Below are 12,034 nucleotides of genomic sequence, written 5' to 3'. Positions count from 1 at the left end.
CCGGGTACCGCTTCTCCACCTACGGGCCTCGCTTCTCGAACCGCTTCGTCCCGACCACCAGCCACGCCGAGACGAGGAGCACCGCGCCCGTATAGACGCCGACCGTGAGCAGGTCCGGCGTCGTGAACAGCGTCAGGACGCCGAGCGCGGCCGTCAGCGCGGCGACGAGGAGCGTCCCGCGACCGACGAACCGCGTGAGTCCCGCCTCGTCTGTGACCCGTTCGGGGTCGTAGCCCGCGACGAGCGTCGGGTCGCCCCGGTAGACGACCCACCCGAACAGCGCCGTGACGGCCGCCGAGGACAGCAGGACGACCGGCAGGACCAGCGTCATGGTCGCCCTGACGAGCGGAGCGGTATGGCCGTTGTGGTCGTGAGGGCGCGTCTCCGGGGCGAGCCACCGGACAACGCAACTGCAAAGACCCGGCCCCCGGACCGTCGCGTATGAAAGCGACCGCACGTGCCCACCCGATTCAGGGGCTCGTGAAGTACCACGGGATGCGCGACCCGGAACTGCGACTCCCGTACCACGACTCCATCAGCGTCTGCACCGCACCCTCGAACACGACGACGACGGCCGAGTTTGACCCGTCGTTCGACGAGGACCGCGTCGTCATCGACGGCGAGAACGTGACGGGACGAGGCCGCGAACGCGTCGACCACGTCGTCGACCACGTCCGCGACCTGGCGGGCATCGACGACCGCGTCCGCTTCGAGAGCGAGTCGTCGTTCCCGACCAACATCGGCTTCGGCTCCTCCTCCTCGGGGTTCGCGGCCGCCGCCGTCGCGCTCTGTGAGGCCGCTGGCCTCGACCTGAGCCCCGAGGAACTGTCGACGGTCGCCCGACGCGGCTCCTCGTCGGCCGCCCGAGCGGTCACCGGCGGGGTCTCCATCCTCTACGACGGCCTGAACGACGAGGACTGCTACGCCGAGCGCATCGAGACGGACCTGGAGGAGGACCTCCGCATCGTCGCGTGTGAGGTCCCGGCGTTCAAACACACCGAGCAGGCCCACGAGGAGGCCGCCGACAGCCACATGTTCGAGGCCCGACTCGCGCACATCCACGACCAGATAGCGGAGATGCGCGACGCGCTCCACCGGGCGGACTTCGACGACGCGTTCGAACTCGCCGAACACGACTCGCTGTCGCTCGCGGCGACGACGATGACCGGCCCCTCCGCGTGGGTGTACTGGCAGCCCGAGACGCTCGAGATATTCAACGCGGTGCGCGACATGCGCGACGACGGCGTCCCGGTCTACTACTCGACTGACACCGGCGCGTCGGTGTACGTCAACACCACCGAGGAGTACGTCGACCGCGTGGAGTCCGAACTCTCCGAGTTGGTCCCGACGCGCGTCTGGGAGGTCGGTGGCCCGGCCCGCGTCCTCGACGAGAGCGAAGCGCTGTTCTGAACCGGCCGGCGGCGCTCACGCTCTCCGTTGCAGCCACGTCGTCGAGCGCATCTCCGGACCGGACTACTGCTCGCTCGGCCTGCTGAGGTTCCGCATCTCCCCGCCACACTCCGAGCACGCGACCGGTTGCTGGTCGGCCTCTTCTCGCTCCCCACAGTCGACACACTCGTAGATGTAGGGCGGGGCGTCCATTTCCGAGTCGCTATCTCTCGACATACATCGAGTGAGGCCGTGTGGCCGACTAAACGTGTTGCTTGTATAGCGACGAATGTTCGAGGGTCGGAAGTTCCTCGGCGGCCAGTGGGAGACGCCAGACGCCCGCTGGTGAACGAGTACCGAGTCAGGCGTGTTCGTAGCCGCACTCGCCACAGGTCATCTCGAACCGCCCGTCCTCTAACGCTAGGTCGTGGCCCGTCTCCTCGCCGCACTCCGGGCAGTAGACGATGGACTCGATGTCGTCCCAGTCGTGCATCGCACCGGGTGCGCCGAGAGCGAGGCCGACGACCTCTCCGTCACCCTCGTTGCTCCCCTGCTGGAACTCGCCGGGGGCGAATCGGATAGCCGCGTCGGGTCCGACCTCGACCTCGGTGGTCTCGTCGTCCACCTCGTCGCGGATCTCGAACGTCGCGGTCCCCTCCTGGATGTAGAACACCTCCTCCTGGTCGTGGTGGGTGTGCAGGCCCCCCGAGAACGACTCCCCCTCGTCGAGTTCGAAGTAGTTCATCGCGAAGTCTTCCGTCCCGAGCACCTTCGAGACGGGCTTGCGCACCTCGTGGACCTGCAGCGGGTTCGGCTCGTTGCGAATCTCGTCCAGCGCCACCTTCTTCATACGAGTCGTCATCACAGGGGACGAGTGTAAGGGTTCCTCATTCGGTAACGAGAGCGGGTCGGTTACCCGTCGGTGTGAGCAGGAGGCGTGGTTCGGTTCCGACTGACAGTCGAGCGCACTCGAGGACGGCTTCAGTTCACCGCGCCGTCGATGGCCTGCTCCAGGTCGTCACGCAGGTCGTCGACGCTCTCCAGGCCGACGCTGACCCGGATGAGGCCGTCGGTGAGCCCTGCTGCCTCGCGTTCCTCCTTCGGAATCGCGCCGTGGGTCATCGGCGCTGGCTGTTCGACGAGGCTCTCGACGCCGCCGAGGGACTCCGCGAGCGTGAACACCTCCGTGGAACTGACGAGGGCCGACGCCTCCTCCAGCGTGCCGTCGAGTTCGAACGAGAGCATCCCGCCGAAGTCGTCCATCTGCCGGGCCGCGACGTCGTGCTGTGGGTGCGACTCCAGACCGGGGTAGAACACCTCGTCGACGTCGGGGTGGCCGTCGAGCCACGAGGCGAGGTCGCGGGCGTTCTCGCAGTGGCGGTCCATCCGCACGGGGAGCGTCTTCGTGCCGCGGAGGACGAGGAAGCAGGCGAACGGGTCGGGCGTCGCCCCGACGGAGTTCTGGTAGAAGCCGATGCGCTCGTCGATGGTCCCGTCGTTCGTGACGAGCGCGCCGCCGACCACGTCCGAGTGGCCGCCGAGGTACTTCGTCAGCGAGTGGCTCACGATGTCGGCACCGTGTTCGAGCGGTCGCTGGAGGTACGGCGTGGCGAACGTGTTGTCGACCGCACAGAGCGCGTCGCCGTCGTGTGCGATATCGGCGATAGCCTCGATGTCGACGACGCGCATCAGCGGGTTCGTCGGCGTTTCCGTCCAGACGAGCGCCGTCTCGGGGCGTATCGCCTCGCTGACGGCGTCCGGGTCGGTCGTGTCGACGAACGAGAACTCGACGTCGTACTGGTCGTACACCTGCGTGAACAGGCGGTGCGTACCGCCGTAGACGTCGTCGCCCGTGACGACGTGGTCGCCCGCTTCGAGGAGGTTCATCACGGTGTTGATGGAGCCCATCCCGGAGGAGAACGCGCGGCCGTACTCGCCGCCCTCCAGCGCGGCGACGTTGGCTTCGAGCGCGGCCCGCGTCGGGTTGCCCGTCCGGGAGTACTCGTAGCCACGGTCCTCGCCGGGGGCGTCCTGCTCGAAGGTCGTGCTGGCGTAGATGGGCGTCATCACCGCACCGGTCCGCGGGTCCGGTTCCTGCCCGGCGTGGATGGCCTGCGTCTCGAACGCGAACTCCTGGTCCTCGGGAGCCTCGTGGTCGTCCATGCGGGTCGTCCGGCGTCCTGGGTGGAGTCTCTTGCCGTTCGACGACGGCAGGAAATACTTTAGGCGCGCCAAAAATTCGGAACTGGTTTGTACTATTAGGCCGCCCTAAACCACGATGAGAGAGAACGACGGTGACCGCGGACTGACACGGCGTGCGTACCTCGCGTCCGGCGGGGCGGTCGTCGCCAGCGGAGCGCTGGCCGGCTGTTCGACGGAGAGCGGCCCGGCTTCGGAGGGGAACGGGACGGACGACACCACCTCGGCTGCGGGTGAGTCTCAGACCAGCGAGTCCGGCGGGGCTGACGGTTCCGAGACGACGGACGGCGCGCGGAGCGAGACCGAGTCGTCGGCCGACGGCCCGTACACCGTGTCGATGGCACCGATGGGTGAGGTCGAGTTCGAGCGCGTCCCGACGAGCATCTTCACGCGACTGACCCACCACGCGGGGATGGCGTTCGCGCTGGGTCGCGGGAACGACGTGAACGCGATGCACGCGCCGGACTGGTACGACGCCATCTGGAACCTGTTCACGCCCCGTCTTCCGGGGGTCGAACTCGACTGGAGCGGCCTCTACTCCTCGTGGCAGGTCGACAAGGAGCACCTCTACGAACTCGACAGCGACGTCCACCTCGCCGACCCGGCGAGCGTCGACGCGCTGGAGAACTGGGACGAGTCCGACATCGACGAGATAGCCGAGAACGTGGGACCGTGGTTCGGCAACAGCCTCAGCGCTCGCCACCAGGACCCGCCCGAGGCGTGGGCGGACCGGTACGAGTACTACACGCTCTGGGAGCAGTTCGAGACGGTCGCCGAGGTGTTCCAGGAGCGGGAGCGCTACGAGGCGCTGGCGTCGATTCGCGACGACATGGTCGCGACCATCGAGGGGAACCTTCCGCCCGAGAGCGAGCGGCCGACGGTGACGATGGCGGGAACGAGCGACCTCGAGAGCATCTACGTCTACAAGGTGAACGTGCCGGGCTTCCTCGCGTCGCACACGCGGCCGTTCGGCCTCGTCGACGCGTTCGGCGACGACGTCGCCTCTGGGGCCGCGGTCGACATGGAGGCCATGGTGGCGGCCGACCCCGACGCCATCATCGTGATGGGCGGGATGCACCCGGAGCGACCGATGAGCGCGACGCGGCAGGCGATCGAGGACCACCCCGTCGGCGGCGACCTCTCCGCCGTGCAGAACGACCGGGTGTACGCGCAGGCCGCGCGCTACCAGGGACCGATTCTCAACCTGTTCCAGACCGAGATGACGGCGAAACAGCTCTTCCCCGAGCAGTTCGGGGAGTGGCCGCTGTACGACACGGGGCCGTATCCCGAGCTATCGAGCGAGGAACAGCTGTTCGACCACCAGCGCGTCGCGGACATCATCAACGGGGAGTTCTAGCCACAAGCGGAGCGACCGCCTGGTAGCGCACTTCTCCCGGTCACTCCTCGGGGAGCCACCCCGCGAACGCCGTCTCGGTCGGAATCGAGAGAGCGTCGAGGAACCGGGCGGTGAGGAGGTAGTGACTAGCGAGCAGCGTCAGACCGACGACCGTCTCGGTGTCCGTGACGGTCCGTGCAGCCTCGAACAGCGGTCCGGTGACGGTGCCCGCGGCGACCGCCTCCGCGTACCGTACGATGGCCTGCTCTCGCTCGGAGAACACCGAATCGTCGTCGCGGGCGAGGTGACGGAGCTCCTCGGTCGAGACGCCCGCTTCCCGACCGATGTCGACGTGCTGGTGCCACTCGTAGCGCGACCGCTGTGACCGGGCGACGGCGAGGATGGCGAGTTCCCGTTCGCGCGTCGAGAGGTCGCCGACGCTCCAGAGCGCCGCCCCGAACCGCATGTACGCCTGCATCGCTCGCGGGACGTGGCCCATCGCCCGGAACAGGTTCAACTCGCCGAGCACGTCGTCGTCGTAGAGGTAGCGGTACTCCTCGGGGACGTCGGTGGGGTCGAGCAGTGCGACGCGAGCGTCGTCGTCGGTGGTCGCCATACCGCCGCCTCGTCGCACGGTGGGATAAGCGCTGGCGCGGTAGCAATCAGTCGAGGAGACGAGTCGCGCGCTCAGCCCTGCCACTCCTCGAATGAGTCGTAGATGCCCTTCGAGAGGTAGCGCTCGGAGGAGTCTGGGAACACGGTCACGACGGAGTCGTAGGGGGCGTCGACCTCGCCGTCGCGAATCTGCTCGGCGACCTGTCGTGCGGCGACGCTCGCCGCGCCCGCCGACGAGGCGACCAGCTGACCCTCCTCGCGGGCGAGTCGCTTGAGTTCCTCCTGTGCCCGCTCGTCGGGGACGGTGACGAGTTCGTCGACCATCGCCGGGTCGAACAGTTCGTTCGTGGCGATGTCGCTCGTGCCGATGCCTTCGGTCTTGTACTCGCCGTGGGTCGGCCCGTCTGGATCGTCCTGGAAGAACCGCTCGTAGACGCTCCCTTCGGGTTCGACGGCCGCGACGTAGGTGTCGGGGTCGCGCTCGCGGAAGTACCGCGCGATGCCCATCAGCGTCCCGGCTGTGCCACAGCCGGCCACGACGGCTCCGACCTCGCCGTCGAGCGCCTCGTCTATCTCGGGGGCGGTTCGCTCGTAGTGCGTCTCGACGTTGAGCGGGTTCGAGAACTGCTGGGGGACGACGCCGTTGCGCTCGTCGGCGAGTTCACCGGCGCGCCGGATGGCTCCCTCCATCCCCTCCTCCGTCGGCGTGTTGACCACCTCGGCTCCGAGTGCGCGCATGAGTTGCTGCTTCTCCTCGCTGAACCGCTCGGGGACGACGAAGACCGCCTCGACGTCGAGCTGTCCGGCGGCGACGGCGAACCCGATACCGGTGTTTCCGGCGGTGGGTTCGACGACGGTGTCGCCCGGTTCGACGGTGCCGTCGTCGAGCATCCGTTCGAGCATGTACGTCCCGATGCGGTCCTTCACGCTCGCGCCGGGGTTGAACGACTCCAGTTTGGCGTAGACGGGCACCTCGTCGGGGGCGGCGTGGACGGCGACCAGCGGGGTCTCACCGACCGTCTCCAGCACCGACGACAGCGGCTCGCGGTGGGTGGTCATCTGGGCAAAACTTGCACCGATAGCCGTAATAAACCGGACGGTTTCGCCGGTCCGGTGGTCGGACCGCGTGCTCGGCGTACCTCAGACGTAGTCCTCGGGGTAACGGATGAACTCGTCGGCGTGGCCCACCGCCTCCTCCAGCGTCGCGGCCCACCGCTCGAACCGCGCGCTCGTCTCGTAGACCCGTTCCGGGCGGGCCTCGCGGCGGACGCCGACGACGTAGCTGTCCTCGTCGCGGACCGAGACGACGAACCGATCGTCGCCGGTCCGCCATCGCATCTCGACGTCGGAGTGCAGGTCGGCGAACCACGGCCGAGAGACGTCACTGACCATCTCACTGGCCAGCTCGTAGCTGAGTGCCATGGCTTTCGTTCTACTCCGACGACGATGTACGTTACCCCCGGTTCCCCGAGTTCGGCGGCGGTCACCGTCCTCGTCGACCGGTTCATCGGTCGTCGACCGCGTCCACCAGACGCCGTACCCGCGCCTCGTCGACTGGGTCGCCCGGTTCGTCGCCCGCCTTCAGCGCCGTCCCGACGATTGCGCCGTCGGCGACGGTGAGGATGCCCGGCGCGGTCTCCGGGGTGACGCCGCTCCCGACGAACGTCGGGACCCCGACCTCGCTCGCCGCGTCGGCGACTTTCGACAGCTGTCCGGCGTGAATCGCTCGCCCCGTTCCCGCCCCGGAGACGACGACGGCGTCCGCGAGGCCGCGTTCGGCCACGTCGCGGGTCGCCGCGACGACGTTCTCCTCGCCGAGCGGCGTGCTGTGTTTGACCGCCACGTCGGCGAGCAGAGCGACCTCGCAGTCGAGTCTGTCGCGCAGGCGCATCGTCTCGTGTGCCTTCCCCTCGACGATGCCCTGGTCGGTCACTCTCGCGCCGCTGTGGACGTTGACCCGGACGGCGGACGCGCCCGTCGCGGCGGCCACCGACAGCGCCGCCGCGGCGTCGTTCCGCAGGACGTTCACGCCGACCGGGAGCGGCGTCGCATCGCGGACCGCCCCGACGAGCGCGGTCATCTCGGCGACGACGTGTTTCGGGACGTCGTCGGGGTAGAACGGCGCGTCGCCGAAGTTCTCCACCATCACGGCGTCGACACCGCCCGCCGTCAGTGCCCGCGTGTCCGCCAGCGCACGGTCGCGGATAGCGGCCCGGTCGCCGCCGTAGCGCGGCGCACCCGGTAGCGGTGGCAGGTGGACCATCCCGACGACCGTCGCGTCGAGGAACGAGTCGCTCATACTCCGGTCGGCGCGTGGCCGGCAGAAGAGTACGTCGGTCGGTGAGAGTCGGACTGGTCGTCTACCGACTACTCACTCCCCGCCGCAACAGGAGCAGGTGCAGTTCGCCTCGCCACAGCAGTCACAGTTCGATTCGGTCGTGGTGGAGTCGTCGGACACCATATCCCATCGAACGCCCCGAACGACCGTGAATGGGGGTGAGCGTCCGCTCGAACGGTCAGTTTGGGTCAACAGTTCGCCCGGTGACACGTCGGTCGGTCACCGCCCGGCCGTACGGTTATGTCGGTGGCCCGCCGTCTCCCGGTATGACGATTCGCACGTTCGACGGGACCGAACCGACCGTCCACGAGAGCGCCCGCGTCGACCCCGCAGCCACCGTCATCGGGGACGTGACCATCGAGGCCGAGGCGAGCATCTGGCCCAACGCGGTGTTGCGCGGCGACTCGGGCCACATCCACGTCCACGACAGTGCGAACGTTCAGGACGGTGCGGTCGTCCACGAGGGCGCGACCGTCGGCCCGTCGGTGACGGTCGGCCACAACGCCATCGTCCACGCCTGCACCGTCGAGGAGAGCGCGCTGGTCGGCATGGGCGCTGTCGTCCTCGACGACTCGACCGTCGGCGAACGTGCGCTCGTCGCCGCGGGGAGCGTCGTCACCGAGGGGACAGACGTCCCCCCGGAGACGCTCGTCGCCGGGACGCCCGCCAGCGTCGTGAAGGAGGTCCCCGAGTCGCCGTGGACGGCCGCCGCGGACCACTACGTCGAACTGGCGAAGCGCTACGAGGAGACGAGCGAGGTCGTGGAGTAGGGACGCTGGCGGCCGATGGGCGCGTGCGAACGTCGGTGGTGGCTCGCTACGACTCGTCTCTGACCACTCGTATCGAGTCCACCTTCTCGCGGGGGAAGCGGAACGAGACCACCTCTTCGCTCTCCTTGTGGCTCTCCGAGTTCTCGTCGGTGTTCCGCACCTCGATGTGCCCCGCCGGGATGATGCGAACCCAGTCCCCGAAGCTCTCTATCTCGTCGACGACGAAGTCGTCGGTGCCCTCGGAGACGTTGATTCGGACGATGGTCTTCGTGTCTGTCTTGTCCACGAACCGGGGCAGTACGGCGTTATATTAAACGCACACATGAGCGACCATCGCTGCACGGGACCCGTTCGATTCGCGTGATTACTGCTCGCCAGCTCCTTCAGACTCGTTCGTAGCGTTCTATCGTCCGTGAGACCTCGCTCGCGTCGATGTGGTCGAGCCGTTGCACCTCCTTGCCCGCCTGGTCGAGATAGTAGCGGAGCGCCTGTGTGATCTCCGCAGGCTCCAGATGCCACCGGTCGTACTGGCGTTCGAGGTCCTGGCGACCGATGACGCTCACGACGTCGTAGACCGAGAGTAGCCGGTCTTTGATGAGTGGCTCGTTGTGTTCGAGGTCGAGGAGCGGATAATTCGTCACACCCTCATGGACGACCGTTGAGGTTAAGAATGGTTGGCTGGCCTACGAAACTCCGTCTTGGGTACCCGAGCAGCGGTCGACTGGACCGCCGGCAGCGAGTCCGAACCTCAGAGCCGCTCTCGGAGTTCGTCCATCCAGTGGGGGTCCTCGACGGTCGTCGAGCCGACGTCTCGGTAGGTGATGTCGAACGAGAGCTCCGACTCGTAGTCGCCGCCGTCCAGCGCCCGCACGATGTGGAGGCTGAGCGAACTGATCTGCCCCGACTCCGTCACGTGCATCGTCGAGGAGAACGTCTCGACGACGATCTCGTCGTCCCCCGCCAGCGGACTACCCGGGCGCACGCTCGCCTCCGAGTAGGTCACCGACCCGTTCTCGTGCGTCGTCACTGCATCGTACGAGGTACTGGAGACGACCGTCGCGAGTTCGTCGCTCGCGGCGGACTTCGAGGCGTTGAACGTCTCCCGCAGGACGTCGTAGGGCTCGTCGGACGAGTTCGTGTACACGAACGTCGCGTTCCGAGTGGCGTACTGTTCGGTCGTCTCTCCGGACCACTCTTCGGTGGTCAGCGCCCGCTGGTTGTGCACGTCGACGAGTCGCGTCGCGACCCGCTCTCCCCCCTGTTGGACCGAGCCGTCGACCACGACGGAGCTGTTCGCGCTGAGGACGACGGTGAACGTCCCCTGCTCGGTCAGTGACGCCAGGTGGTTCTCCAGCGCCGCGTCGACCTCCGCCGCACCGGATTCGTCGAAGCCGACCGGATACGCCCGAGCAGTCGTCTCCGTCCGAGCCGCAGTGCGTTCGTCGTCTCCGTCGCTCGTCTCCGTCTGGTCGGCGGCGAGTTCCTCCGCTCCGTCGGTGGTCTCCGTCTGAGTGGCGTCGGCCGAATCGCTCCCCGTGACGCTGGAACAACCGGCCGTCGTCACCAGCAGTACGAGTACGAGAACTGACGCTATCGTTCGTCTCATCTGTCCGATTCTTGTGAATATTCTGATTATATACCTTTCCATCCGAACCGTGTCGGTCGAGTATCGGAGATGGACACCCCAGAAGCGGGACGAACCCCTAAGTGACGAGGGACCAGAGCCGGCTTTCCATCACGGTTCGTCCGATTCGCAGCAGGACGAACGGTACCTTTGGATTCGAACTACGCCGAGACGTACTCGCTTCGCTGCGTGCGTCTCGTCTGATTCGAATCCAAAGGTACCGTTTCCACTGCTCACGTAGTTCGCAGGAAAACGGGCGCTGCGGGATTCGAACCACGGTCGCTCGCGATGCTCGCTCCCTGCTTCGAATCCCTCGACGGTGCGTTTGCGGTCGCTCACGTTCGTTCGCGACACGCAGAACGGGCGCTGAGGGATTCGAACTCCACTCGGACGTGCTCGCTTGGCTCCGCGCGTCCTCGCTATTCGAACCGCTCAGGTACCGTTTTCACTGCTCACGTCGTTCGTGGGAAAACGGGCGCTGAGGGATTCGAACCACGGTCGCTCACTGCGTTCGCTCTCTGCTTCGAATCCCTCGACGGTGCGTTTGCGGTCGCTCACGTTCGTTCGCGACACGCAGAACGGGCGCTGAGGGATTCGAACCCCCGACAAACTGGTCCGAAGCCAGTCACTCTGTCCAGGCTGAGCTAAGCGCCCTGTATCCGTATCGAGCGCCACGAGCGGTTTAACTCTATTCATCTTCCAGCACTCGGCGACAGAGACTACCACGCAACTCCCTCGCAAACACGGTTTCGCGTCCTTTATCGCCCGCCCCTCTCTGGAACGTCGTATGCGCGAGACGCTCCGGGGGCTGCTCGACCTCACCCGACCGGTCAACGCCGTGGCCGCGGGTGCGCTCACGCTCATCGGAGCCTTCATCGCCGGCGTCGAGGCCGGGGGCGTCTCCGAGTACCCGCTCGAAGCAGCGGCCGCGACGCTCGCCACGGTCTTCGCCGTCGGCGCGGGCAACGCCATCAACGACTACTTCGACCGGGACATCGACGCCATCAACGCCCCCGAGCGGGCCATCCCGCGCGGTGCCGTCTCCGCCCGTGGCGCGCTCTGGTTCAGCGTCGCGCTGTTCGTCGCCGCAATCGCGCTCGCCCTGACGCTCCCCCTGCTCGCCATCGCCATCGCGACGTTCAACCTCGTCGCGCTGGTCGTCTACACGGAGTGGTTCAAGGGACTGCCGGGCGTCGGCAACCTCGTCGTCGCCTACCTCGGCGGGAGCACGTTCCTCTTCGGCGGCGCGGCGGTCCACAGCGGCCAGGCGGGACTGACGACGGTGGGCGTCCTCGCCGCGCTGGCGGCGCTCTCGACGTTCACTCGCGAGGTGGTCAAGGACGTCGAGGACCTCGCAGGTGACCGCGAGGAGGGGTTGAACACGCTCCCCATCGCCATCGGCGAGCGGTCGGCGCTCGTCGTCGGCACCGTGGCGCTCGTCGTCGCCGTCCTCGCCAGTCCCGTGCCGTACGTTCGCGAGACGTTCGGCCTGGGCTACCTGCTGGTCGTCGTCCCGGCCGACCTCGTGATGCTCGGTGCGGCCGCGGAGAGCTACTCCGACCCGACAGCCGCCCAGGAGCACCTGAAGTACGGGATGTTCCTCGCGGCGGCCGCGTTCGTCGTCGGCAGGGTCGCCCCGCTCGGCCTCTGAACGGAGTGCTCGGGGTCGGACGCCCGCTCCCCAGCAGGTTCCGCTCGCCAGCACCGAGACCCGGAGCGCGCACACCCCCACGACGCTTTTCTCGCCAGCGGCGCTACGTAGG

General features: G+C 67.5%; 15 protein-coding genes and 1 tRNA gene. 4 read left to right on the top strand and 12 right to left on the bottom strand.

All coding sequences use genetic code 11. From position 1 onward, the window contains the following. Positions 1 to 19: 19 nt before the first annotated feature. On the bottom strand, positions 20 to 331 hold the full coding sequence (locus MX571_RS17790) for a DUF3784 domain-containing protein (protein WP_247419265.1): 312 nt from the start codon (positions 329 to 331) through the stop codon (positions 20 to 22). Between the two features lie 110 nt (positions 332 to 441). Here MX571_RS17790 and mvaD point away from each other — a divergent pair, with 110 nt between their 5' ends. After that, complete coding sequence (gene mvaD, locus MX571_RS17785) at positions 442 to 1,410, top strand: phosphomevalonate decarboxylase MvaD (RefSeq protein ID WP_247419263.1); 969 nt, start codon at positions 442 to 444, stop codon at positions 1,408 to 1,410. Positions 1,411 to 1,473: 63 nt separating this feature from the next. Here mvaD and MX571_RS17780 read toward each other — a convergent pair whose 3' ends face one another. The 3 genes from MX571_RS17780 to MX571_RS17770 all read right to left on the bottom strand — a co-directional run bounded on the left by MX571_RS17780 (position 1,474) and on the right by MX571_RS17770 (position 3,552). Then, positions 1,474 to 1,626: a rubrerythrin-like domain-containing protein gene (locus MX571_RS17780; protein ID WP_247419260.1), complete on the bottom strand. Its 153-nt coding sequence runs from the start codon at positions 1,624 to 1,626 to the stop codon at positions 1,474 to 1,476. 124 nt (positions 1,627 to 1,750) lie between these two features. Then, on the bottom strand, positions 1,751 to 2,239 hold the full coding sequence (locus MX571_RS17775) for a cupin domain-containing protein (protein ID WP_247419258.1): 489 nt from the start codon (positions 2,237 to 2,239) through the stop codon (positions 1,751 to 1,753). 131 nt (positions 2,240 to 2,370) lie between these two features. Continuing rightward, entirely contained in the window at positions 2,371 to 3,552 is a 1,182-nt protein-coding gene (locus MX571_RS17770) for a cystathionine gamma-synthase (protein ID WP_247419256.1), read from the bottom strand. 115 nt (positions 3,553 to 3,667) lie between these two features. On the opposite strand from MX571_RS17770, the gene MX571_RS17765 reads away from it, so the two are divergent. Continuing rightward, on the top strand, positions 3,668 to 4,945 hold the full coding sequence (locus MX571_RS17765) for an ABC transporter substrate-binding protein (RefSeq protein WP_247419254.1): 1,278 nt from the start codon (positions 3,668 to 3,670) through the stop codon (positions 4,943 to 4,945). A 40-nt stretch (positions 4,946 to 4,985) separates the two neighbouring features. Here MX571_RS17765 and MX571_RS17760 read toward each other — a convergent pair whose 3' ends face one another. The 4 genes from MX571_RS17760 to MX571_RS17745 form a co-directional block, all read right to left on the bottom strand. Beyond that, the gene (locus MX571_RS17760; RefSeq protein ID WP_247419252.1) at positions 4,986 to 5,540 is read right to left on the bottom strand and encodes a carboxymuconolactone decarboxylase family protein; all 555 of its coding nucleotides are present in this window, start codon (positions 5,538 to 5,540) and stop codon (positions 4,986 to 4,988) included. A 71-nt stretch (positions 5,541 to 5,611) separates the two neighbouring features. Further along, positions 5,612 to 6,598, bottom strand: coding sequence for a PLP-dependent cysteine synthase family protein (locus MX571_RS17755; RefSeq protein ID WP_247419250.1), 987 nt, complete (start codon positions 6,596 to 6,598; stop codon positions 5,612 to 5,614). An 81-nt stretch (positions 6,599 to 6,679) separates the two neighbouring features. Then, the gene (locus MX571_RS17750) at positions 6,680 to 6,961 is read right to left on the bottom strand and encodes a hypothetical protein (RefSeq protein ID WP_247419249.1); all 282 of its coding nucleotides are present in this window, start codon (positions 6,959 to 6,961) and stop codon (positions 6,680 to 6,682) included. Between the two features lie 82 nt (positions 6,962 to 7,043). Continuing rightward, complete coding sequence (locus tag MX571_RS17745) at positions 7,044 to 7,838, bottom strand: BtpA/SgcQ family protein (RefSeq protein ID WP_247419248.1); 795 nt, start codon at positions 7,836 to 7,838, stop codon at positions 7,044 to 7,046. Between the two features lie 305 nt (positions 7,839 to 8,143). Here MX571_RS17745 and MX571_RS17740 point away from each other — a divergent pair, with 305 nt between their 5' ends. Further along, positions 8,144 to 8,647 carry a gamma carbonic anhydrase family protein gene (locus MX571_RS17740; protein ID WP_247419247.1) on the top strand — a complete coding sequence of 168 codons (504 nt, stop codon included), beginning with the start codon at positions 8,144 to 8,146 and terminating at the stop codon, positions 8,645 to 8,647. Positions 8,648 to 8,693: 46 nt separating this feature from the next. Here the strand turns inward: MX571_RS17740 and MX571_RS17735 are convergent, their stop codons facing one another. From MX571_RS17735 to MX571_RS17720, 4 genes are all read right to left on the bottom strand, one after another. Then, positions 8,694 to 8,933, bottom strand: coding sequence for a hypothetical protein (locus tag MX571_RS17735; protein ID WP_247419245.1), 240 nt, complete (start codon positions 8,931 to 8,933; stop codon positions 8,694 to 8,696). Positions 8,934 to 9,030: 97 nt separating this feature from the next. Beyond that, positions 9,031 to 9,288: a hypothetical protein gene (locus MX571_RS17730; protein ID WP_247419244.1), complete on the bottom strand. Its 258-nt coding sequence runs from the start codon at positions 9,286 to 9,288 to the stop codon at positions 9,031 to 9,033. Positions 9,289 to 9,395: 107 nt separating this feature from the next. Then, positions 9,396 to 10,253 carry a DUF7537 family lipoprotein gene (locus MX571_RS17725; protein WP_247419242.1) on the bottom strand — a complete coding sequence of 286 codons (858 nt, stop codon included), beginning with the start codon at positions 10,251 to 10,253 and terminating at the stop codon, positions 9,396 to 9,398. Between the two features lie 597 nt (positions 10,254 to 10,850). Then, positions 10,851 to 10,925, bottom strand: a tRNA-Arg gene (locus MX571_RS17720). Positions 10,926 to 11,058: 133 nt separating this feature from the next. Between MX571_RS17720 and MX571_RS17715 the strand changes: the two genes are divergently transcribed. Continuing rightward, positions 11,059 to 11,922 carry a geranylgeranylglycerol-phosphate geranylgeranyltransferase gene (locus MX571_RS17715; protein ID WP_247419240.1) on the top strand — a complete coding sequence of 288 codons (864 nt, stop codon included), beginning with the start codon at positions 11,059 to 11,061 and terminating at the stop codon, positions 11,920 to 11,922. The last annotated feature ends 112 nt before the right edge of the window (positions 11,923 to 12,034 follow it).

Origin of the sequence: Halomarina salina, assembly GCF_023074835.1 — an archaeon.
GTDB classification, from domain to species: domain Archaea; phylum Halobacteriota; class Halobacteria; order Halobacteriales; family Haloarculaceae; genus Halomarina; species Halomarina salina.
The sequence above is the reverse complement of the archived record's forward strand: the minus strand, read 5'-3'. Positions and strand labels throughout refer to the sequence as shown.